At 44.7% G+C, this 22,813-nt stretch carries 15 protein-coding genes and 1 pseudogene; 5 read left to right on the top strand and 11 right to left on the bottom strand.

Annotation, left to right across the window (positions count from 1 at the left end; genetic code table 11):
• Positions 1–2: 2 nt before the first annotated feature.
• The 4 genes from AC5JPO_RS04315 to mrcB form a co-directional block, all read right to left on the bottom strand.
• A complete protein-coding gene (locus AC5JPO_RS04315; protein WP_493853371.1) occupies positions 3–1,178 on the bottom strand; it encodes an MJ0042-type zinc finger domain-containing protein in 1,176 nt (391 codons plus the stop codon).
• Between the two features lie 162 nt (positions 1,179–1,340).
• Positions 1,341–2,267 (bottom strand): 50S ribosomal protein L11 methyltransferase, encoded by a 927-nt coding sequence (gene prmA, locus AC5JPO_RS04310; RefSeq protein WP_493853370.1) that lies wholly within the window; start codon positions 2,265–2,267, stop codon positions 1,341–1,343.
• 169 nt (positions 2,268–2,436) lie between these two features.
• Entirely contained in the window at positions 2,437–3,252 is an 816-nt protein-coding gene (locus AC5JPO_RS04305) for a tetratricopeptide repeat protein (RefSeq protein ID WP_493853369.1), read from the bottom strand.
• 46 nt (positions 3,253–3,298) lie between these two features.
• Positions 3,299–5,743 (bottom strand): penicillin-binding protein 1B, encoded by a 2,445-nt coding sequence (gene mrcB / locus AC5JPO_RS04300; protein WP_493853368.1) that lies wholly within the window; start codon positions 5,741–5,743, stop codon positions 3,299–3,301.
• Positions 5,744–6,335: 592 nt separating this feature from the next.
• Between mrcB and AC5JPO_RS04295 the strand changes: the two genes are divergently transcribed.
• Positions 6,336–9,125 carry a heavy metal translocating P-type ATPase gene (locus AC5JPO_RS04295; RefSeq protein WP_493853367.1) on the top strand — a complete coding sequence of 930 codons (2,790 nt, stop codon included), beginning with the start codon at positions 6,336–6,338 and terminating at the stop codon, positions 9,123–9,125.
• Between the two features lie 145 nt (positions 9,126–9,270).
• On the opposite strand, the gene AC5JPO_RS04290 is transcribed toward AC5JPO_RS04295, so the two are convergent.
• Positions 9,271–9,993: a Bax inhibitor-1/YccA family protein gene (locus AC5JPO_RS04290; RefSeq protein WP_058024171.1), complete on the bottom strand. Its 723-nt coding sequence runs from the start codon at positions 9,991–9,993 to the stop codon at positions 9,271–9,273.
• A gap of 318 nt (positions 9,994–10,311) precedes the next feature.
• Between AC5JPO_RS04290 and AC5JPO_RS04285 the strand changes: the two genes are divergently transcribed.
• Positions 10,312–11,316: an NAD(+) kinase gene (locus tag AC5JPO_RS04285; protein ID WP_443524483.1), complete on the top strand. Its 1,005-nt coding sequence runs from the start codon at positions 10,312–10,314 to the stop codon at positions 11,314–11,316.
• A 52-nt stretch (positions 11,317–11,368) separates the two neighbouring features.
• Entirely contained in the window at positions 11,369–11,680 is a 312-nt protein-coding gene (locus AC5JPO_RS04280) for a YeaC family protein (protein WP_493843484.1), read from the top strand.
• Between the two features lie 124 nt (positions 11,681–11,804).
• Here AC5JPO_RS04280 and AC5JPO_RS04275 read toward each other — a convergent pair whose 3' ends face one another.
• The 5 genes and pseudogenes from AC5JPO_RS04275 to AC5JPO_RS04255 form a co-directional block, all read right to left on the bottom strand.
• Positions 11,805–12,179, bottom strand: a complete 375-nt coding sequence (locus AC5JPO_RS04275; protein ID WP_319050113.1) for a HopJ type III effector protein — start codon at positions 12,177–12,179, stop codon at positions 11,805–11,807.
• Between the two features lie 168 nt (positions 12,180–12,347).
• Positions 12,348–12,515: pseudogene (gene csrA / locus AC5JPO_RS04270) on the bottom strand (carbon storage regulator CsrA); the annotation flags it as partial.
• A gap of 362 nt (positions 12,516–12,877) precedes the next feature.
• A complete protein-coding gene (locus tag AC5JPO_RS04265) occupies positions 12,878–14,164 on the bottom strand; it encodes an aspartate kinase (RefSeq protein WP_493853366.1) in 1,287 nt (428 codons plus the stop codon).
• A gap of 354 nt (positions 14,165–14,518) precedes the next feature.
• Positions 14,519–17,191: an alanine--tRNA ligase gene (gene alaS, locus AC5JPO_RS04260; protein ID WP_493853365.1), complete on the bottom strand. Its 2,673-nt coding sequence runs from the start codon at positions 17,189–17,191 to the stop codon at positions 14,519–14,521.
• 205 nt (positions 17,192–17,396) lie between these two features.
• On the bottom strand, positions 17,397–19,154 hold the full coding sequence (locus AC5JPO_RS04255) for a TIGR00341 family protein (RefSeq protein WP_493853364.1): 1,758 nt from the start codon (positions 19,152–19,154) through the stop codon (positions 17,397–17,399).
• A gap of 279 nt (positions 19,155–19,433) precedes the next feature.
• Between AC5JPO_RS04255 and AC5JPO_RS04250 the strand changes: the two genes are divergently transcribed.
• On the top strand, positions 19,434–19,646 hold the full coding sequence (locus AC5JPO_RS04250; protein WP_493853363.1) for a hypothetical protein: 213 nt from the start codon (positions 19,434–19,436) through the stop codon (positions 19,644–19,646).
• A gap of 224 nt (positions 19,647–19,870) precedes the next feature.
• Here AC5JPO_RS04250 and AC5JPO_RS04245 read toward each other — a convergent pair whose 3' ends face one another.
• Positions 19,871–21,229: a L,D-transpeptidase family protein gene (locus tag AC5JPO_RS04245; protein WP_493853362.1), complete on the bottom strand. Its 1,359-nt coding sequence runs from the start codon at positions 21,227–21,229 to the stop codon at positions 19,871–19,873.
• Positions 21,230–21,588: 359 nt separating this feature from the next.
• On the opposite strand from AC5JPO_RS04245, the gene prmB reads away from it, so the two are divergent.
• On the top strand, positions 21,589–22,761 hold the full coding sequence (gene prmB, locus AC5JPO_RS04240; protein ID WP_493853361.1) for a 50S ribosomal protein L3 N(5)-glutamine methyltransferase: 1,173 nt from the start codon (positions 21,589–21,591) through the stop codon (positions 22,759–22,761).
• Positions 22,762–22,813 lie beyond the last annotated feature (52 nt).

Genomic DNA, 22,813 nt, shown 5'->3' with positions numbered 1-22,813 from the left:
AATCAATAAAGTGGTGTCATGGTAACTTCACGGATTTGTCTGTCGTCAACGGGTATAGTAAACAGCAGACGTTTTTTATCGTTAGCAGGTAGCTGGCTTTGTTTACCCAATAAGTAATCGGTGGGCGCTGCAATAAACTCTCCGATAAGGCTATCGGCGCCATAAACACTAACTTTTATATTTGGATAGAGCTGCGCTTGTGTGCTTTGGTTGTTAAGTGTCGCACTTATATCGCTAAATGTGCCCGCTGTTTGTATTTGGCTGGCTCTATGATTTGGAGTAGTGATAGTAAAAGCAGTCAAGTCTGCACTTGGCAAGCTGCACGCTGCAACAGAGCATACGGCTTGTAGCCTTTTGGCATTGGCAGGATTCTTGACTAAAGTCTCTAAATTAAACATAACATATTGTGCAGCAAGTAGGAGCGCCAATACCAAGCACCCGAGTATCCAAAGTATAGAGGCGATCGAAAGTGCTGCGGATGTGGGCGCAAAATGTGCCTGTGCTATTTTTGCACGTTCTGCGGCAGAGATTTCTTCATCTCTAACAGGAACACCCATATCTATTAGTAGCTGTGATAAATCTGTATCGTCTATTGGCTTTTCGTCTCGCTTACTTTGCTCGTCAAGAAGTGCCTCAAGCCATGAGTTGTCAGTTGTATCATCTACACTGGCGTGAATATCATTGGCAGCTGCAGAACTGAGGACTTCTTGTGCTATCGAGGAAGACTCTGGTACCACATGTGTCGTAGCAGATTTTGCCATTGGATCGTTATTTTTATGCTTAATATCAGAGGGCGAGTGTTGCCCAGTAGCTGATGTTTCTGTAGTAGAAGGTGTGTTGCTGACTTGGGTCAACCAAGCATCCATACTATCTAAAGAGGTATATTCTGTAGGGTTATCGTCTGGCTCATCAATATCCATATCATCGTAGATAAGATCATCATGAATGAGAGTGTCAGATGAACGTTTTTGATTGAGTGACGGTTTAGTATTGGGACGTTTTGCTTTGGTACTTTGAATTGCTGAGGTATCAGAAGTTACGACGAGGTTCTTGTTGACCAAAAAACTTTGATGACACTGATCACAGCTGACGGTAGCATTGACTTTATTTAGCTGAGTTTGTTGGATATTAAAGTAAGCTTGGCAATGAGGGCACTGAGTTTTTATAGGGGTGGTCATAGGGCCGAATCCAAAAAAGTATGGTTATCAATACCGCATTGCCACTCACCAACAGCTACCTACAGTGCTCTTAAGATTATATCAATCGTGAGCAAAGACAGAGTGGCGTCAAACACCTAACGTTTGACTGCCCTCTATCGTAACAGATGTAATTAAATGTTGCTAGCTAGTAAATGTACCAGATAAACGCTGCCAATGTTGGTCTTCTTGAGCGGTAAAAGCATGTTTAGGATCGAGGGCAAAATAGGGCTGATAAGCTGCCATAACTTGCTCAGTTTGTGACTCAATCAAGCCTGCTAACACAATACGGCCTTTTGGTGCAATCAAGGTTGAGAAGTAAGGCGCCAAGCCAATTAAAGGTTTTGCTAGGATATTTGCGACGACGACTTCTACAGGTAAGATATCGTTTTGCGAACAGTGTTCAGTAAATGCTTCTGGCAAAAACGCTTGCAGACGGTCACCCACATGATTGCGTACCGCGTTTTGATTGGTCGCGAGCACCGCTTGCGGGTCGATATCAACTGCATATACTTGGCGTGCACCCAATAATAAAGCAGCGATACCTAAAATACCTGAGCCACAACCGTAATCGATGACCACTTTATCTGTCAGATCTTGCTCTGTCAGCCAATCAAGGCAGAGACGAGTTGTAGCATGGTAACCGGTACCAAAAGCTAAGCCTGGATCCATGATGATATTTGTCGCCTGAGGGTTAGGCGGCGTTAGCCAGTCTGGCACAATCCATAAGTCATTGGCACATTCAATAGGATGATAGTTGCTCATCCATTCGCGCTCCCAGTCTTTGTCATCAACGGCCGTTAGCCAAATGCGGGTTGCTTGTACTTGTGCTGCGATTTCGTGACTGAGCTGCTCAACAGCCTGACGGCTACCAGAATCAGTAGTCGCGTCAAATAAACCAGTCAATATCACCTCATCCCACAGTGGGGATTCGCCTGGTAGTGGTTCAAACAAAGGCTGATCACCTGCATCATCTAGGGCAATTGATAGAGCACCGGCCTCTAATAAAAGCGCTTCGGCCAAATCGACGTTTGATTTTTCACATTGTAAGTGCAGTTGTTGCCATGCCATAAAGATAACCTTAAGCTAAAATAATAAATGTGTATTTTGAATGAAAGACAGATATTTGGTGTCGAAAATGGGACGCCAAATATCTGTCAAATAATAATGCGAAATTTTATAAGTTTCTGAGTAGATACCTATCAGTTAGATACCTGTCTATTAATTAGCTACCTGCCTATCAGCGCAAAGCTCGCCTTGCTTCATTGATAACGCGTGAATTACCTTGGGCTTGACCTGATTGTAAGATAATTTGCCACAGTGCCCGTCTGCGATTGGCATCTTGTGACACACTAAGACCGCGTCGCGCCATTGCTTCTGCCTTGCGTGGTTGGTTCTTTTTTAGGGCGACTTGGGCCAAATAGAAATATACCGCGGATGATTTAGGTGCCAAACGCTGTGCACGAGTGAAGCTGTTTTCGGCGTTGGTCAGTTGGCCGGCTTTTAGCTGATTGATACCGACCTGCATCAAGTTACGAAATGCAGGCAATGTACTGTTGCTGCTGGTCGACTGTTGCGCCCGTTGTTGCGAGTTTTTTTGTGCCTGCTCCAGTAACTCGTTGTGGGAGGGTGCTGATGGCTCAGAGATGATATAGTCATTACGCGAGGGTACGGCAATGCCTAGGTCAGGCTCTGTCGTTACTGGAGTAGAGGGCTCAAATACAGGCGCCTCTTGCGTCAATGGGTTTGGCGACTCGAGCTGCTCAGGTGGGATATAAGGCTCAACTGGATACTCATTTTCATCATCTACGTCAATAATGGGCGCCTGGGTGATGATGGTTGTGCTTGCAACTGTCGGCTGTGATGATGGGATTGTCTGTATCGGTACTGTGTTTGTCGCAGTCGTCGACGTACTGGGTACGGTCTGACAAGCGCTGAGACTCAGCATGCCAGCTAAGGCACCACCTACAAGCAAAGTGTTGGCTGACATCAGCTTTTGGCGCCACTGAGTCACTTCTTCTTTAACAGTGGCAAATTGCTGTAAAGATGGGATCATGTCGAGACCTTTTTAAAATATTAAAAGCTAAATATCAAAAATAACGTTAGAACCATTCAACAGCACGGTCGTACCAAGTATCAGCGCGTTCTTCGTTACCATTGTCTTGCTCATTGCTGTTTTCTGAATCCGTATTCTCAACCGCTTCACCATTTGGAATCTCTAAACCTTCACGGCGGCGCTGCTGATTGATGGCACCTTGCTGGTTCTGGAATTGCGTTTGCTCACGGGCACGATCTTGTTGGTACAAACTCAGCGCACAGCTACTGGCTTCTTCTGGTAGATACGCGGACATGACTGGTAAATAGCGCGCATTGGCACAGCGCTCATTAGACAGCTTGCCCGAGTTATTCTCTAACCACAACCATTCTATACCTTCTGGCTCTGGTAGCGCTACAGGCGTAAGTTTTAGACGATTCATGTAGTCAACCCACACAGGAAGCGCACCAGTACCACCGCTCAGGCCAATAGGTTTATTGTCATCACGGCCAACCCAAACCACACTGACATAGTTGCCGCTGTAGCCTGCAAACCAAGCATCACGGTAATCATTCGTCGTTCCCGTTTTACCAGCAAGGTTTAGATTGCTACCAAGCGACTGGGCACGTCTGGCGGTACCGTTTGAAACCACCTGCTGTAGCGCATAGTTCGTTAAAAAGTTGGTCTCAGGTGGAATGCTACGCTGAGTATTCAATCCAGTACGCTGCAAAATGCGGCCACGATCATCGATAACCGTACGAATACTATGAATAGGGGTGCGGAAACCACCAGTGGCAAAGACCTGATAAATACCCAGCATATCCATCGGGCTAAGATTGACAGAACCTAACAGCGCTGACGGGTACGGTGGTATCTTTTCCTCAACTCCCATGCGGCGTAGTTGTTTGGCAAAGGTATCAACCCCAAATTCCATACCCAGACGTACCGCAGATTGGTTATAAGATTGCGATAATCCTGTGGTAAAAGGTACATAGCCATGATCACGGTTGTCATAGTTTTTGGGATTCCAGTCAGTACCATCGCTTAGGTTCACTGTGATAGGAGAGTCATCCACTGAGCTTGCCAAGTTATAGCGACCACTCTCAAGCGCTGTCATATAAATAATAGGCTTCAATAAAGAACCAACTTGGCGTTTGGCATCAACAGCACGGTTGAATCCTGTGAACTCACTGCCACTACCGACGACAGAAACCAGTTCACCAGTCTCTGGGTTGGCACTGACGAGTGCTCCTTGCAAGTCCTTAGTTTTGCTACCGCTACGACGCAGTTCACCAAGTTTCTTGTCAACTGCCTTATCTGCTGCTAATTGCGCGATAGGGTCTAAGGTACTGATAATAATGAGACCTTCGTTTTTGAGATCGTCTGAATAGTAAACAGTGTTGAGCTCGCGTTTAACGATATCCAAAAAGTCAGGGAACTGGCTTTTGCCTTCGGCAGGCTTGTCCACGATACCAAGAGGCTGCTCTAAGGCTTTATCGTAATCCTCTTGGCTTAGCGTGCCTACTGTGAGCATGTTATTAAGTACCACATCACGGCGTGCTTTTGAATCATTTGGATTGCGACGAGGGTTATAAATACTTGGTCCCTTTGCCATACCAACTAGCATGGCTTGTTGGTCTAAGCGTAGCTCATTGAGCGGTTTGTCAAAATAGAACTGTGCGGCCAATCCAAAACCGTTAATAGAGCGATTGCCGTTTTGACCCAAATAAATCTCATTCAAATACGTTTGTAGGATCTCATCTTTGCTGTAATGCAGTTCAAGCAATACTGCCATTAACGCTTCGTTGGCTTTGCGCTTTATGGTGCGATCTGAATTAAGGTAAAAGTTTTTGATAAGCTGCTGGGTAATGGTTGAGCCGCCCTGTCTTGCGCCACCAGAAAAGTTATTGTAAACAGCACGAGCGATACCGCGTATCGAAACGCCTTTATGCTCATAAAACGCGCGATCTTCAGTGGCAATCAAAGCGTCAATCAATGGCTGAGGCACGTCATCTAACGACACCACCATACGATCTTCATTACTATCAGGATAGATACCACCGATATTCACTGGCTCTAAACGTATGATGCCGCTTTTGGCAGGTACGGTACTTTGAATAGAGTCCACTTTATTACCAGCAATAGTCATTTTGATGACTTGCTCAGCATCTTTGTCGCTGGAGCTATAAGTAAAGCCGCGTGTATGGATAAAATAAGTATTGCCTGATCTATGATAAGTACCAGTACGGTCGTAAGCTTTATTGCTCTGATAATTAAGCAATTCTAGCCACGTCTTCATCGTATCCCTATCGACGTTGGCGCCTTGATACAGCTCAAGTGGTTGCGAGTATACTTTGGCTGGAATATCCCAGCGCTTACCTTCAAACTTATGGGTAATGGTGCGATCAAGTTTGATCAGGTACAGGGCCAAGAGCACCATGCCTGCGATGATAACAATTAATAGAAGGCTACTAAACACCAAGCCGCGCTGCTGTGAAGGTAATGTACTCATAGCAGGCTTAGATGATGGGGCTGACTTAGTATTTAATAACTTAAAATTGGATTTTTGCACGGACGTCGCACCATTTTTGGATAAAAAACTGCCTCATAATGACGCAAATTGATGAATTTTTCAATCTATCATCGTCAACGGGCGCATTCATTGGTATCAGAGCAGTGCTGATGTTACTGCCTAGGGTGATTGCTTGTAGTATAATCTTAACTGAAACACTGGTAAGAGCAGTGAGGTATGAGCAACTTGTATAGCGTTGATAAACGTATATAGGATAACAATCTATTATTGCTGCAACGATGTAATTTGTATGAAACAGCCTTTGGGTTTTGTTTTTACAATCAGCCTTCTGCTGTTTAGTTTGTGCTAACAGTAGCAATGCCAATATCAATTGATAGTAGTCTCGATTAATAGCAGTCGCAATCAATAGTAATCTTAACGAGTAGCAACTCCAATTAGTAACAGTTTCAATCAGTAGTAATATCAGTATCGTCAAAAATGACTGTTCTGATTTAATCAATAGTCAATAACAGCAAGCTTGCTTTTAGTGAGTACGTTTGAGTAAGCTTGTCAAAGGAAGTAAGCGTCGACTATGTCTAGTACCTCATCATCTGTAGCATCTACCACAACTCATTCCTACGAAGATAACTCTATTATTGAAGGGTTAGTGCTTCCATTGGCTGATCACTGCTTCCATTGCGGCGATCCTGTACCGCAGCCACCGTTTCATGCTGAGATATTAGGTAAGTCGCGTGAGATGTGCTGTATGGGCTGTCAGCTAGCAGCGCAGAGTATCGTAGAGGCAGGTCTTGAACAATACTATCTTGACCGTTCGGAGATCAATCGTACAGCAAGCTTGCCAACCCAGCTGACGCGCCTTGAAGTCTACGATCATGATGAGATAAAGTCGCAGTTCGTCTATGCGCAAGACGGACTGTCAGTTGCCGAATTGTCTGTTAATAACTTGCGCTGTGCTGCCTGTACGTGGCTCATTGAGTCGCGTCTTGATGAGCTACAAGGCATCAGTAAGTGTCAGGTAAATCTGACCAATCAGCGTATGCGCGTCGTTTGGAATGAGGACATGCTGCCAATCAGTCGCATTCTGGCGGTCATTAATGAAATCGGCTACGAAGCCAAGCCTTATCGGCAAGATACTCATGAGGCCATGCTGGCACGTCATAATAACCAGATGCTCTTGCGTCTCGGTATTGCAGCATTGGGTTCGATGCAGGCGATGATGTATGCTGTTGCACTTTATTTTGGTGAATATAGCGATATGTTGATATTCCAGCGCGACTTTTTGCGTTGGGTATCGTTATTTGTGAGCACGCCTGTTTTCTTTTATGCAGGTATCCCGTTCTTTACCTCAGCGTGGTCGGCGATTCGGGCACGCCAAGTAAATATGGATGTGCCCGTCAGTCTGGCGCTGATTATTACTTTTTTTGCAAGCCTTTATGCCACCATTACTGGACAAGGGGAGACGTACTACGACTCAGTCAGTATGTTTATATTCTTTTTGTTAGCAGGGCGTTATATCGAGCACAATGCACGTTTGAAAGCTGCCACCATGGCTAATGATCTGGTCGTGGTCGAGCCCGTATTGGTCCAAAAAGTGGCTGAAGACAAAGCAGCGGCAGCGCGTATCTTGCAGCAGCTTAGGGGCAATAGCGCTCAGCAAGATGACAGTATCGAAAATGAGTCTCATGAGGTGGCAGTCTCTGCAACTGACGTGATGCCTAACTTTATGCAGAAGATAGATGCGGATGTCCATCAGCTCACATCAGATATTGCGCAAGAGTGGCAGCACTCTCGTAATCAAAAAAATGCAATCTCACAGTTAGAAGGTGATGTAGCGTCAAAGCAAATGGTGACGGCTCACAGCTTGCAAGTGGGTGATGTTATTTTGGTTGAGGCAGGTTCAGAGATTATCAGTGACGGTATCTTGCTGAGCTCGACGGCAACCGTGTCACAGAGCTTACTGACGGGCGAGGGTGACTTAATCATCAAGACCCAAGGCGATTATATCGTCGGCGGCGCACAAAACGATAGCCAACCGTTTGAGATGCTAGTTACAGCGCTACCACAAGACAGTCAGATAGGTCTCATCGATAGACTAATGAACCGGGCGATGAGTGAAAAGCCCAAACTGGCACAGCAAGCGGATAAGCTGGCACGTTGGTTTGTCGCCCGTATTTTAGTGTTATCAGTCTTAGTATTTGTTGGCTGGTATATCGTCGATCCAAGTCAGGCTATTTGGGCAACGGTGGCTGTATTGGTCGCTACTTGTCCCTGTGCGCTATCATTGGCGACGCCAATAGCGTTGACTGTTTCCACCAATCGCTTAGCCAGCTATGGTTTTTTGACGACTCGTGGGCATACGCTACAGACGCTGGCTGAAATCACTCATATTGCTTTTGATAAAACAGGAACGCTGACCTACGGTAAGCCAAATCTATTACATATTGAACTGGTGGCACCAATAGATCAGACAGAAACGGATGATGGGTCGTCAATAGCGCAAAAAGATAGGCTATTAGCAATTGCAGCTGCCTTAGAAGTCGGCAGTCGTCACCCGATTGCACACGCTCTGCTAACTGCTGCTTATCAATTACATCTACCAACGACGCGGGCAGTACAGCACTATCCGGCAGGCGGGGTGGAAGCAATGATTGATGGTATGAGATATCGCATCGGTCATGAAGGTTTCGCTTTGAACAGTGATATAAATAGTATTGAAAAAAACAATGATTTGACCATCGATTTACTAACTCATCGCGCGAGCTCAGCTGTTGTTTTGTCTTGCCAAAAAGCAAATACCAATGGCTGGCAGGCGCTGGCATGCTTTTATTTTAATGATAAAGTGCGAGATAGTGCTCAAACGATGCTTAATACTATAAAAGGGCTAGGTATCGAGTCTGTGATGCTAACAGGAGATCCAAGCCCGCAAGCGCTGACGATGGCTGATAGCTTAGGAATGCAGGCTGCCTATAATGGTCTATCTCCGACGGACAAGGTCAATCATATTCAGCAGCTGCAAGCCAAAGGCGCGGTCGTATTGATGGTTGGTGATGGCATCAATGATGCGCCAGTATTGGCAGCGGCAGACGTGTCCACCTCAATTGCTGGTGCGGCAGATCTGGCACAAGTATCTAGTGATAGTATTGTCCTAAACGGTCAAATAGAGGCCATCACTGCTGCTAAACGTATTTCTGATAAAACAGAGCGCATCATTAAGCAAAATTTCCGCTGGGCGCTCGCTTACAACAGTATTGTCCTGATACCAGCGGCTTTAGGTTATGTACCACCATGGCTTGCTGCTATTGGTATGTCGCTTAGCTCATTGTTTGTCGTGTTGAATGCGCTGCGTCTAAAACGTGCCTAGTCACTTCAGAACGCACTGACGTTAAAAGAATGCATTGACGTTAAGCAAGCCCAAGCCTGTAACATTCAGCCATAAAAAAACCGCCTTCAATTATAAGTAGTTAAGGCGGTTTTTATACAGAATTGCTATCAGACAATGTATAGAATTAGTCTTGTAAATAGCTCAATAGACGCATGAATTCGATATACATCCAGACTAAAGTCGCAAGAATACCAATACTGAATAACCATTCATAGTCTTCTGAGATACCCATTGCAACGCCGCGATCGATATTGTCAAAGTCTAATAATAGCGTAAAAGAAGCGATAACAATCACAAACAAGCTAAAGCCGATAGCGATAGCACCGCCTTCAAACAAGAACGGTAGTGTTGAACCAAATGCTAGAGAAAGCACCCATTGTGCGACGTATACAAGCATAATGGCAATAACGGCTGAGGTCACAATAGAGCGGAATTTTTCAGTAACCTTAACCAAACCTGAGCGATAGAGGCCTAGCATGACTGCCGCTGTGACGAACGTTGCACACATTGCAGTTACTGGTACAGTCGGATACATTCTCATAAAAAATAATGAGATACCGCCCAAAAAGATACCTTCTAGCAATGCATAAGGCACTGCCAACGTCTTGGCTTTTTGTGGCTTAAAAGTGATAAAAAGGGCAAGAACAAACGCAGCAATCATGCTACCGAAGGCTGCCATGGTAATAAAACCTTGCGATAAACCTGCCATAAGCGCATAAAAGAAAAAGCCCACACCAGTAATAGCTGATAAACCAAGTAATAGGCTGGTCTTTTGAATAACACCCTTTACCGTCATTGGATTACCGCCGATCGCAAGTTCTGCGCGACTGACAATAGGATTGGCCATACATAAATCCTTAATAATAAAATATGAAAATAGAGATGTTAGCTACTTTAGCAAAACCGCCATTATTGTCAACTGTGTTTGCGTGACAGCCATTGTGACTGTCTTCCTAGCTGTCTAATAGTGTCAGTAGCTCACGTATCAAACTGCTGCGCGCTTGTGCGTATATTGGGCAGGCAAGTAAGGCTAAGTAAGTCATTTGATAGCTTTTATATGGGGTCAGTTACGACAGTTAACAACGATAATTGAGAAACATGCTAGTCTAAGCGCGCATTTATCGCTATCATTGCCCTGTACTTCACCGTTATACCGAGTCGTTTTATGGAAAACTCAGCGCAGTCAGCAAGATTGCCACACTTACATGAATCAGAGCTATTCCACGCTATCAAGAACCCTGCTTTTAGGCGTATTGGGCTGATGGGCCGCGCTGGTAAACGCAGCGTCACTCAAAGTCTGGTGCAGATCGCCCAAACCATCAATGACATGAATTTGACATTGATCATGGATGTACAAACTGCCAATTTGCCCACACTGGATCTTATAGACATAGAAAAAGTCAAAATCGTAAAGCGTGGCTTAATTGGTGAGATTTGCGACTTGGTTATTGTGGTCGGTGGTGATGGCTCGATACTACATGCTGCTGAAGCATTAGCACGTTACCGTGTGCCTGTATTGGGAGTTAACCGTGGCCGTTTAGGGTTTTTGGCAGATGTAAAGCCTGATGAAGCGGCGTTTAAACTGCGTCAGGTGTTGATGGGAGACTATCAGCTGGATCATCGGTTTTTGCTTACGATGGAAATACGAGAAGGGCGCAAAATAGTCCATGAGGATATGGCGCTCAATGATATCGTGTTGCATGCTGGCAAGTCGGTACATATGATTGATTTTCAGATGAAAATTGACGGACACGATGTATATAGACAGCATAGTGACGGGCTAATAGCAGCAACACCGACAGGCTCAACTGCCTATGCGCTATCTGGTGGTGGTCCTATCATACATCCGAGTATGGATGCTATTTGTCTCGTGCCTATGCATCCTCATACCTTGTCTAGTCGTCCGATTGTGGTCAGCGGTAATAGTGAAGTTTGTATTCGTATCCATGAAGACAACCGTACGCAGCCAATGGTTAGTGCAGATGGCAAGCCCAGTGTACCGCTCGAACAAGAGCAACGCTTACATATTCGTAAGCACCCTGACAAACTGACTTTGTTGCACCCACCTGGGTTTGATTTTTATGAAGCGTGCCGGACAAAGTTACACTGGAATGTCCACGCTGAAGAATTCAGTCTTGATGTCGATGATGATATTATGGACGATGAATAAGTCAGTCTTTTATGTAGAAGTATGATCCAAAAATCGCAGTGGAGTAGGCAAAATGGATAAACAAACAATACTAGCAAGTCTAACGCCTGAGGTAGTCGATAAATTCCGTATGGCGATTGAGCTGGGCAAATGGCCTGATGGTCGCAAAATTACTGCTGAGCAGCGCGACACTTGTATGCAAGCGGTAATGGTATGGGAGCATGAGCATCTACCGCCTGCTGAACGTACTGGCTATATCCACAAACCAGTAAAAGACGACGGTTCAGTGGTTGGTGCTGAATGTGATGTCGAGCATGAACATCATTATCCTAATATGCCGAACCCTAAAGGTGCCGTGCAGCCTGTCAAATTCCGTGATAAATAAGTTTTGTGATAAATAGACCTACAAATAGGTAGGTCTGTAATAGCTATAAATACAGCCATCACAAGAAAGCCACGCTCATTAGCGTGGCTTTTTTACTTTATAGTGTTTTAATCGCAATACATGATTAGATTGCAGTCGTATCGACACTAGGACGAACCGTTAGTGGGTTTTTCTGCATCAAAAATCCCTGCCAGCCCCAATGCAAAAAGTTACGAATGTTGGCGTGATCAGTACCATTAGGCGTTGCTTGCACTTTGGCATAGTGTTCGCCAAATAGTTTTAGCGTGTCCAGCTGGTTCAAACCATGATGCTTAGCAAAACCAAAAATCTTTGCACTACCTTCGTTTTCACCAGCTGCATTATGTACCATCCCATTCACAAATGGGGCAGGCGCATAGCGATAAAAATCATCAATAAAGCTGATGACATCATTGAATCCAATGGCTTTTTTGTTCAAACCATTAAGTAGTGCCGATATATCTGATTGGCGGATACTCATAAATAAATGACCTCAGAGCAGATTAAAAAAACAATATAATACTTATTGATACCCGAGAGCAGTTAGCAACTGAGCATCAAGTATTATAGATTAGCGATTGAAATAGTCTTCGTCATCGAATGAAGGCGAAAAGTTGCCTTGCTCAAGATGCTGCATTTGCGACTGTACAGAGCGCTCATGCTGAATACGTTGATAAATCTCTTCGCGATGTACGGCAATATCTTTTGGTGCGTTTACACCGATACGTACTTGATTGCCTTTGACGCCCAAAACCGTCACACTGACTTCATCGCCAATCATTAGCGTTTCGCCCACGCGGCGTGTCAAAATTAACATGCGTCACACTCCTTATGTCGCATCAACAAATTATTACTCATCAGATTACTTCTCAATTGCAGAACATTACCGTAGCACTAAGCAAGCAATGTATCAATAATTACAATGCTCGACATCGTGCTCATAACGGTAACGATAGGTAGATTCATTTAGCCCAAATGAAAGCCCCATTATAGGTGGCATAACAGATACTGTCACGGTTTTTTCACAAAACTATTAGGTAAATGCTCATTTCAGCTAGGGCAAAAAATAAAAATAGGACCTAAAGAGATCCTATTTTATTTGAGTATTATATCAATATATCAGTAGCACTGGACAAATTACCGACAATGCTCAGGCGGTATTTTAACAGTTTTTGAGGGTTATAGCCCAGCGATTTTGCTTTCGCCGTCTTCACGGTCAAGGCCAAATGCAGTATGCAGTGACTTGACGGCTTTTTCTAAGTACTGGTCTTGAATCAGTACAGACACTTTGATTTCGCTGGTCGATATCATTTGGATATTGATGTTGTTTTCAGCCAATGTCTGGAACATTAGGCTTGCGACACCTGCGTGTGAACGCATACCAACACCGACTAGTGAGACTTTGACAACTTCGCTATTGCCTGAGATTTCTTTGGCACCAATCTCGTCTTTGACTTCTTCATTGAGCACTTTTAGGGTCTTGTCCAAGTCAGTGCGGTTTACAGTGAAGGTAAAGTCAGTGGTACCATTGTCTGATAGGTTTTGGACAATCATATCGATTTCGATATTGGCGCGACCAATAGGACTCAAGATAGCAGAGGCGATACCAGGATGATCAGGTACACCACGTACTAAGATTTTTGCTTCGTCTCGATTAAACGCGATACCTGAGATGATTGCCTGTTCCATATTGTCTCCTTCGTCTATCGTAATTAGGGTGCCCACATTGTCTTGAAATTCTTGGTCAAAGCTGCCGTCTGTGTTTTCATCAAAGCTAGATAGTACGCGTAGAGGTACACCATACTTGCCAGCAAACTCTACTGAACGAATCTGTAGAATCTTTGAACCAAGGCTCGCCATCTCTAGCATTTCTTCAAAGGTAATTTTCTCAAGTTTTTTGGCTTTTGAGGTCACGCGAGGATCAGTGGTATATACGCCATCGACATCAGTATAAATCTGACACTCATCAGCGCCCAAAGCTGCTGCAATCGCCACACCTGTCGTATCAGAGCCACCGCGTCCGAGTGTGGTCGCGTTGCCTTCTTCATCAATACCTTGGAAGCCTGCCACAATAACGATATTGCCAGCATCTAGCTGCTCGCGTATGTTTTTATCATCGATGCTTTCGATACGTGCTTTATTATGGGCGTTGTCAGTTTTGATAGCGACTTGACGACCAGTAAATGAGCGAGCACCAATACCAAGCTCTTTAATCGCCATAGCGAGTAGTGAGATAGAGACTTGCTCACCCGTTGAGACCATTTGGTCGTATTCACGTGCGTCAGGATTGTTGCTAATTTGGCGTGCTAAATCAATTAAGCGGTTGGTTTCGCCGCTCATAGCTGAAACCACAACGACCACTTGGTGACCATTGTCATGCCAGCGTTTGACTCGTTTGGCGACGTTTTTGATGCGGTCGATACTGCCCATTGAGGTGCCGCCGTATTTTTGTACTATTAACGCCATAAAAATCTACCTATTATTCAATAATGACTTTTTATGATCAGTGATGAGTGTCAATGTGAGACCTATCAATGCTTGTATACATAAAGCCAGATTATAAAAGTGATGCCCTAGGTTTCTGTTCATCTGGTAGTGTCTACCACCTTCAATGAACGAAAAACATGCCCAAACGTTGACCTTTATACCATATCTACAGCACAACTTTAAGTCTCAGTACCGCCTATATATATGGCGATTGGTTATAGTGGTTATAACCAATCGCGTATTTGGTGCGTAGTAGAGTAAAGCTATGCGATAAATATAAGGTATATTATGACGCGCTATAGCAATATACTCGCTGGTCTAATATTCACTAGCTTAGCTAAGCTGGGTTTCAATCCAAGCAGGTAGAGCGCTGATAACTGCTGCACTGTTGCTAGACTTCGGCGCGCCGCCTTGGGCGTAGTCTGGCTTACCGCCGCCTTTACCACCAAGCTCACCTGCTAAATGACGAATGATATCACCGGCTTTTATCTTAGCAGTAACAGACTTCGCTACGCTTGCTGCTAGTGCCAACTGATCGTCTTTATCACCTATGAGTACAATCACGCTATCAGGTAGTTTTGATTTGATATCGTCCATTAGCGTACGGATAGATTTACCATCGATACCGCTCAAGGTACTGATAAGAACTGGTGTGCCTGCGATAGTCTGCACGTCATCAAGTAAGTTAGCTGCTTGAGCACTGGCCATCTTTTGTTGCAGACGCTCTAGTTGTTTTTCAAGATCGCGCTGCTTATCTGCCATGGTGCGTACACGCTGCGCCACTTCAGGACGTTTTACTTTGAGCTGACTTGCCAATTCACCCAGTTGCTGCTCGCTTTGCTGCATGTTTTTGACCGCGTTCATGCCAGTAACTGCTTCAATACGGCGAATACCAGCAGCGATACCTGATTCACTGGTGATCTTTAGCACGCCGATATCGCCCGTGCGCTGCACATGTAGACCACCGCATAGCTCAATAGAGAAAGGCTTGCGCTGACCGTCTACGATACTGTCTGTACCCATGGTTAGGACACGAACATCGCTACCGTATTTTTCGCCAAACAGTGCCATAGCGCCTTGGTTCATTGCCTCATCAATCGACATGTGCTCGATGCGTGCAGGGGTGTTGGCTTGGATTTGTTCATTGACGAGACGCTCTACTCGCGTAATTTCAGCGGCACTGACAGGCTTGTTGTAGGCAAAATCAAAACGTAGTACTTCGCTTGAGACCAATGAGCCTTTTTGCGTAACCGCATCACCTAATACTTCTCTTAGCGCTGCATGTAATAAGTGAGTAGCAGAATGGTTTTTTGCACTAGCGGCACGGATGCTTGAGAGTACATGAGCGTCAGCCGTCTGCTTAGGGCTAATCTCACCCATAGTCACGACACCATAATGAATAATCGCCTGCCCAGACTTTTTGGTGTCTTGCACTTCAAAAACGCCTGATTCGGTACGAATTTCACCAAGCTCACCAACTTGACCACCGCCTTCTGCATAGAATGGGGTGCGATCAAGTACGACAACGCCTTCCATGCCTTCTGTTAAGCTGTCTGCTGGGTTACCATCTTGGTAAAGTGCATCAACAGTGACACCTTCTTCTTCAAGCTGCTCATAGCCAATAAACGTCGTTGGCGTCTCTACTTGAATGACGCTGCTGTAATCAACGTCGAATTTGCCAGCATCACGGGCACGCTCACGCTGCGCTTGCATATGCTCATCGAATTCTGCTTCGTCAATGACAATACCGCGCTCACGAGTGATATCGGCAGTCAAATCAAGCGGGAAGCCGTAAGTATCGTAAAGCTTAAAGGCAGCTTCGCCAGATAGCGTATCGCCATCTTGTAAGCCTTCAAGTTCGCTGGCAAGCAAACGCAAACCTTGGGCTAATGTTTTAGCAAACTGTGCTTCTTCTTTTTGGATGGCACTTTCGATGGCAGTTTGTTTTTCTTTTAGATCTGGATAAGCGCTGCCCATTTCTGCAACGAGTGGCGCCACCATTTTGTAGAAAAACTCACTATCTGCGCCAAGCTTGTTGCCATGGCGTACCGCACGGCGAATGACACGGCGTAATACATAGCCACGACCTTCATTGCTTGGGGTAACGCCATCAGCAATTAAAAACGACACGGCACGGATATGGTCAGCGATGACTTTTAGTGATGACTGTTGTTCATTGTCAATCTCTAAGATATCAGCAGCGGCATCCATCAAATGAGTAAATAAATCGATCTCATAGTTGCCATGAACGCCCTGCATAATGGCACTAATACGCTCAAGCCCCATGCCAGTATCGACACTTGGCGCAGGTAGTGGCAATAGAGTGCCGTCTTTTTGACGATTGAACTGCATAAAGACACAGTTCCAAATCTCGATATAGCGGTCGCCATCTTCTTCAGGAGTACCTGGCAAGCCGCCTTCGATATCGGCGCCGTGGTCATAAAAGACTTCGGTACAAGGACCACAAGGACCAGTATCACCCATGGTCCAAAAATTATCAGAAGCGTAAGGCGCACCTTTGTTATCGCCAATACGAATGATGCGATCGCTTGGAATACCGATGTTTTTATTCCAAATCTCAAAGGCTTCATCATCGGTTTCATAAATGGTGACGTACAGACGATCCTTATCAATGGCTAGCCACTTATTTGAGGTCAAAAACTCCCAGATATACTCGATACCTGCTTGTTTGAAGTAATCGCCAAATGAGAAGTTGCCTAGCATTTCAAAGAACGTATGATGGCGGGCAGTGTAGCCGACATTATCTAGATCGTTATGCTTGCCGCCAGCACGGACGCACTTTTGAGAAGTTACAGCACGTGTGTAGTCACGTGGTTCCATACCCAAAAAGGTTTCTTTGAACTGATTCATACCAGCATTAGTAAATAGTAATGTCGGATCATTATGAGGAATCAAGCTAGACGATGAAACTTGGGTGTGCTGCTTGCTTATGAAAAAATCGATAAAGGCTTGGCGAATATCGGCTGAGCGAAATGGCTGGCTCACAGCGGCTCCTTACTGACGGATAGAATTGAGTAAATAACATAAAATAATTTTGCAAGCGATTTTAGCACAAACGCCTAAGCTCTTGGTACAAGAGTTATAACTGCTAGGTTATTATGCACATGCTTACCGCTGCTTGATTGGTAGCGCATCAAGATTGGCGGTTCAAACAAGCCAATCGTGCAATCAGGTCAGTCCAATGGACAAGCTAGTTGGTCAAAATAGCAGCATCAGTTTCATCGAGTTTGTCTTTTATCACGGGGTCAGACTCAATCACTTGTATGGGCAGATAGCGTAATTGCAATTTGATGGGTAGATACTCAGGAAAATTATCTGCCATATCTTGGGTAATGACCGCCTCGATCTGACGGACATCGGTTGAGGTTGGTGTCGTCTCACCGCGCACGACTGCACGCACGACTTGATTCTCATCTGATGTGTCAAATTGAGTATTGGTCAGCACGTTGCCTTGATCGATAAAGTAGCTGTTGATAGCTTCTTTCACACTACTTTCAAACACCTGCTGCTTGGCATTGGTCTGTAGGTTGATGGTCAAATAGGTACCCAAACCACCCAGTAATAACAAAGTCACCGCGTTACGCTGCAAAAAAGTCAGATAGTTGTTTGATTTATAGTCGTTGTCGACCAAGCGGCGAAAACCCAAAACCCATAACACAAGTGCATTGGTAAACTGAATAGCAATGATGTTGGTTACTGCCAATAAAAGCGCACCAAATCCAAGCTGTAGCTCACCGTTAGCAAATAAAATACCACTAGCAGCAAGCGGTGGCACCAACGCAGTGGCTACTGCAACGCCGACTACCGCGACTGATAAATGCGGAGACACCATTGCATAGGCACCAGCCGTACCACCTGCCAATGCAATCATCAGGTCCATAGAGGTGGGCTGGGTGCGCGATAGTATTTCAGCGGTCAAGGGTTGATCTTTGTGTAGCCAGCCGACGATAAAGCCGACGACTAATACCAATGACACCCCCAGAAACACGGTGATTAGTGACTTACGTAGTAGGGGCATACGGTAGTCAATGATCGCTAACGCGACACCAGTGATGGGACCTAGCATCATCGCAACCAACATCGCACCAATCACGACTGCTGCTGAGTTGGTTACTAGGCCGTAGCTTGCGATGATGGCAGAGAGGATATTCATAATGAAGTACATTCTACTAGGCAGCGCGTTGGCTTCAATCCTAACTCGCACCTCTGGATAATCTACTTTTTTGTTATTGAACTGCTCAGCGACAAACTGCTTATAAGACTCAAGCTTGGCTTCTTTTTCTTCCTGAACCTCTTCTTCATCGCTTTCGTGTTCTTTATGTTCATCTACATTGGGGCTGTTGTCTTGTTCCTCGTCCTGATCGTTACTTTGATCATTGTATTGATCATCGCTTTGCAAACTATCGTGCTCATGTACACTTTCATCTTTCAATGTATTATTCGTTTTCGCTTGACTGTCTGCTTGCTCATCAGAGCTGTCTAAGGGTGCGTGTTGAGCATCGACAGTTAGGTCGTCGTCTGTTGATTCCGTTATGTCAGCATTTTTTTTGTCTTGAGCGCTCATCTCTAATGTATCAGCCGCATCTGATTGAAAGAAATCTGATTGGGATTCAGATGAATCTTCAGGGTTCTGCTGTTTAGGATTGGACTGCTCAGAATTGGGCTTATTAGAGTTGGGCTGCGTTGCAGGTTCAGTTGTCTCCAGCGTGGCTACCACTACATCTTCACTGATTGACTCTATCTTAACATTGGCTTCAGGGTTTTCAGCACAGGCTAGATCTTCATTTTCTAGTGCTTCTTGAGTCATGGTGGTCATTTCAGTGTCGCTTATCGCCGTATCCGCTACTGAATCAGTCAAAGCATCTTGATCGTTTTTAGGATCAGCATTGGCGGAAGTTTTATTCTGCTGAGCTGAGTCAGTAGATACGTTTTTTTTAGATGAGGTCATAACAGATAACTTTCTCAACGAATGAAGAAAGTCACTATTGTAATGATAAACGGACAAAGGTATAGGGGTTTTTTGCGATTAGTCAAAGGAGGGTATAGACAGATGAGCGCGTGATAAAGGAGCAGTTTATTAGCATTCATCTAAAACCTTAAAGCTAACATGGTTTTGAATAAAAGTCATCTGATATAGGTGATGTAAGCGTTCAGATTAAATACTTACTAAAATTGTGGAATTAAAGTATAAATAGATTATACCCACAAAAAAAGTAAGGATTAAATCATGAATTGGTCATTATTTGCTGTTATTTACATCATAGCAGGCACGGTCACCACAGGCGTTGTCATCATTGGTACGCTCATTATGGGGTTCGATGAGATCGCTCATATGCAAATAGCGGTCGCGGTGGGTGCTTTGGCTTCTATTCCTGTAACGATGTTCTTTGCCAAAAAAATTGGCAGCATTACGGGTGATGAGGAAGGTTACGAGGCGTAGTTAATAAGACCTACGGTTTGTAAGTGAAGAGCTGTGCTATAACTCTTTGGTTCTAAGGCAGCTCTACAACAAGGTGACTGTATAAAAGCTCGCTATATATAAGGTGACTATATAAGAAGTGATTTTATAAATAAGTAGAAAAAATGAGTAGGTATAAAAAAGACCTCACGATGGAGGTCTTTTTTGTCACGATTTTTATGATAGATTGGGGTAGTCAATCAGACTCACTGAAGTTCGACAACCGCGCCATTTTCGACATTGGCATAAACCTCTAACACATCCCAGTTGGTCAAACGAACACAACCTGCTGATCCTTGGCGACTGATACCTTCAGGTACTGGTGAACCATGTAACCCATAAGAAGGCTTAGATAAGCCCATCCATACCACACCCACTGGATTGTTCGGTCCTGGTGCTATCATATGGACTTTCTTTTGAGCGCCTTCACCGACAGTTGACTTATACCAAGGCATTTTTACTTTGTTGATGATCTTAAACGACCCTTTTGGTGACGGTGTGGCATCACTACCGACGGTCGTTGGGTAGGTAGCAACTAGCTTGTCACCGTTGTATGCATAGAGTGTCTTATCTGCTTTGTTGGCAACGATACGGTTGATACGTTGGTTAAGCTTGCCACGGTTGTTCAGTACGGTGATCGTCTCACCAACTTTATACTCTTTATTCTTATTCAACTTATCGAGGTAGCGTACGTCCATATGGAAACGTTCGCCTAACATCTCTTTGATGTCTTGATAATACAAGCCCTTCATTTTTGACTTGGCTTCTGAACCAGAAGGGGTGGTTGCAAAATTGGTATTAAGGTCATCTTCAGTCAGGGTGTAAGTGACCAATACAGGTTTGGTTGCAGGAATATTTTTTACTAAGGCATCCCACGTTTTTTGGTCCATTTTACCTGTCTTTGGCAGACCTCTCATCGCTTGAAAGTTGACCAAGGCTTTTTTGCTGTTCATGCCCCAACCGCCATCGATAGGACCAGGAGATGCATGATTCCAATCAAGCAAAGCCTGTATTTTGATGGTCATTGCTGAGTTGACGTTCATGTTGGGTGACCAGACAGCACTATTCACTTGCTTAGCATAGTTTGATAAGTTGAGTGTGGTGTGTCGTTTGCCATCTTTGTCTTCAATGCTTTTGATGGTTGGATCATCACTGAAGTCTTGACGCTTTTCACTCTCTGGCAGCTCAAAAGCAAGCGGGTCAGATGAATTGATAGATGACAAATCACTAGGAGCAGCAACAGCTTGGCCTTCAGTTATATCATCATCACGGTCAGCTTGCTCATCTTTACGTGTCAATTCTGCAGCGCTCATGTTATCTGCAGCCTTTGGCTCACTCTTTGAATCAATAAGCTGAGTCATACGGTCAGCTGGCAAGCGACTGTCTAACGAGCTGCTACGGTTTTCTTGTACATCAAGGCTGACCTTTTGGGCAAGGCTCGGCATCGTATCCGATGTGCGTACTGGCAATGTGCGAGTAGCATCAGCAGGCGCAGCCAATGCGGCAACGCTAGCACTTATGGTGGCAATAGATATAGCAGTAATAATAGGCTTTATTTTCATCATGTTGAATCACTTGTGGTTGCTACTAATGCGGCTATTATGCGCATAATTTGTCGCCATCGCAAACTTTTGACACATGTTTTTGTATTTAACGGTTGCCAAACGTCAGCTGCTGACGTATTCGCTACAGTTGGGTAATAATTTAACGAATATATGTATGGCATGGTGCGCGATTCTTACTTAGATAACCTGAGACTACCCCTGTTTTTTGTTGCAGTAATAGCGACACTGATTGGCGCTATTAGGTGTTTACGTCTATAATGTAGGATTAAATTTTTGGTTAATAAACCGACTTTTAGCAAAAAGCAGTTTTTAGCAAAAAGCAATTTAATCCGCTATGTAGTTAATCCATAAGGTGCGATATGTCAGAAGACCAAACAATGAGTGCAGAAGAGTTTCAAAACCAATACTTTAACGATGAGTCTGAGGGCTTAGACGGCGAGATGGAGTATGATTTAGAGACTGGACTTCTTGGTGAGCACGGTGAATTTGCTAACCTACAAGCAGAGCTGAATGAAGCGCGTGAGCAACTGGTAAGTATCCGCGACTTTATTCGTTTTTCGGTCACGCAGTTGCGTAACTATGATGTGGTTGTCGCGCAAGGCACTACAGATGAGTTTGCAGAAGCCTCAGCCATCGTATTGCATTCGCTATCGTTGGACTGGTCAGCCAATGAGCAAATTTTAGACTGCCGTTTGACCACGTCAGAGAAGCAGGCAGTACTTGGATTATTAGAAGAGCGTATCGCTGAACGTAAGCCATTGAGTTATCTGATTAACTTATCTTATTTCTGTGATTTGCCTTTTTATGTGGATGAGCGTGTCCTTATCCCTCGCTCGCCAATCGCAGAGTTGATTCGCCAGCAGTTCCATCCATACTTTGATGTGACTGAACTTGCAAAGCCCCTAGGCGTTAGTCCAAATGAGCAGTCAGCGGTGTTTTATGACCATGGTTTAGACGTGAAGCAGTTGTCACAGCCTGAGCGTATCTTGGATCTGTGTACTGGTTCTGCTTGTATCGCCATTGCGCTTGCGACCCGTTTCGTCGATGCATTGGTTGATGCAGTCGATATCGATAAGGGCGCATTAGAAGTAGCCATGGTCAATGTCGATCATCATGACCTTGGACATCAGGTCAACGTAATTGAGTCAGATCTGTTTGCCAAGATACCTGCCGAGAATCAGTATGAGCTTATCGTCACAAATCCACCATATGTCGATGCCGCTATCATGGCAGATTTGCCCCCTGAGTTTTTGTATGAGCCTGAGCATGCGCTAGCCGCGGGTCAAGATGGTTTGGACTTGGTGCATCGCATCTTGTTTGAAGCGCCAGATTATCTGAGCCCAGAAGGATTGCTGATCTGTGAAGTGGGTGATAGCGAATGGGCATTAAAACAAGCTTATCCTGAAATTCAGTTCGATTGGTTGAAGTTTGCACATGGTGGGCATGGGGTGTTTGCGATCACTTATGATGAGCTAGTATCACATCGTCAGCTGTTTGCCTCTTTTGTTCAACTATTGGACAGTATCCAATAGTCAGCCATTAGGTTGCATGGATATCGGTTGTATGAGTGAATGCGCTAAACAA

It is taken from the genome of Psychrobacter sp. H25 (genome assembly GCF_059076335.1).
Note: the sequence above shows the minus strand (reverse complement) of the source record. Positions and strands in the feature narration are given on the sequence as shown.

Bases quoted from the DNA above. Each gene is read 5' to 3' on its own strand.
- AC5JPO_RS04265 (WP_493853366.1), bottom strand. From the start codon at position 14,164: ATGGCGTTAATAGTACAAAAATACGGCGGCACCTCAATGGGCAGTATC.
- AC5JPO_RS04290 (WP_058024171.1), bottom strand. From the start codon at position 9,993: ATGGCCAATCCTATTGTCAGTCGCGCAGAACTTGCGATCGGCGGTAAT.
- AC5JPO_RS04250 (WP_493853363.1), top strand. From the start codon at position 19,434: ATGAATTGGTCATTATTTGCTGTTATTTACATCATAGCAGGCACGGTC.
- prmB (WP_493853361.1), top strand. From the start codon at position 21,589: ATGTCAGAAGACCAAACAATGAGTGCAGAAGAGTTTCAAAACCAATAC.
- AC5JPO_RS04305 (WP_493853369.1), bottom strand. From the start codon at position 3,252: ATGATCCCATCTTTACAGCAATTTGCCACTGTTAAAGAAGAAGTGACT.
- AC5JPO_RS04280 (WP_493843484.1), top strand. From the start codon at position 11,369: ATGGATAAACAAACAATACTAGCAAGTCTAACGCCTGAGGTAGTCGAT.
- AC5JPO_RS04275 (WP_319050113.1), bottom strand. From the start codon at position 12,179: ATGAGTATCCGCCAATCAGATATATCGGCACTACTTAATGGTTTGAAC.
- prmA (WP_493853370.1), bottom strand. From the start codon at position 2,267: ATGGCATGGCAACAACTGCACTTACAATGTGAAAAATCAAACGTCGAT.
- AC5JPO_RS04255 (WP_493853364.1), bottom strand. From the start codon at position 19,154: ATGACCTCATCTAAAAAAAACGTATCTACTGACTCAGCTCAGCAGAAT.
- AC5JPO_RS04315 (WP_493853371.1), bottom strand. From the start codon at position 1,178: ATGACCACCCCTATAAAAACTCAGTGCCCTCATTGCCAAGCTTACTTT.
- AC5JPO_RS04245 (WP_493853362.1), bottom strand. From the start codon at position 21,229: ATGATGAAAATAAAGCCTATTATTACTGCTATATCTATTGCCACCATA.
- AC5JPO_RS04285 (WP_443524483.1), top strand. From the start codon at position 10,312: ATGGAAAACTCAGCGCAGTCAGCAAGATTGCCACACTTACATGAATCA.
- mrcB (WP_493853368.1), bottom strand. From the start codon at position 5,743: ATGAGTACATTACCTTCACAGCAGCGCGGCTTGGTGTTTAGTAGCCTT.
- AC5JPO_RS04295 (WP_493853367.1), top strand. From the start codon at position 6,336: ATGTCTAGTACCTCATCATCTGTAGCATCTACCACAACTCATTCCTAC.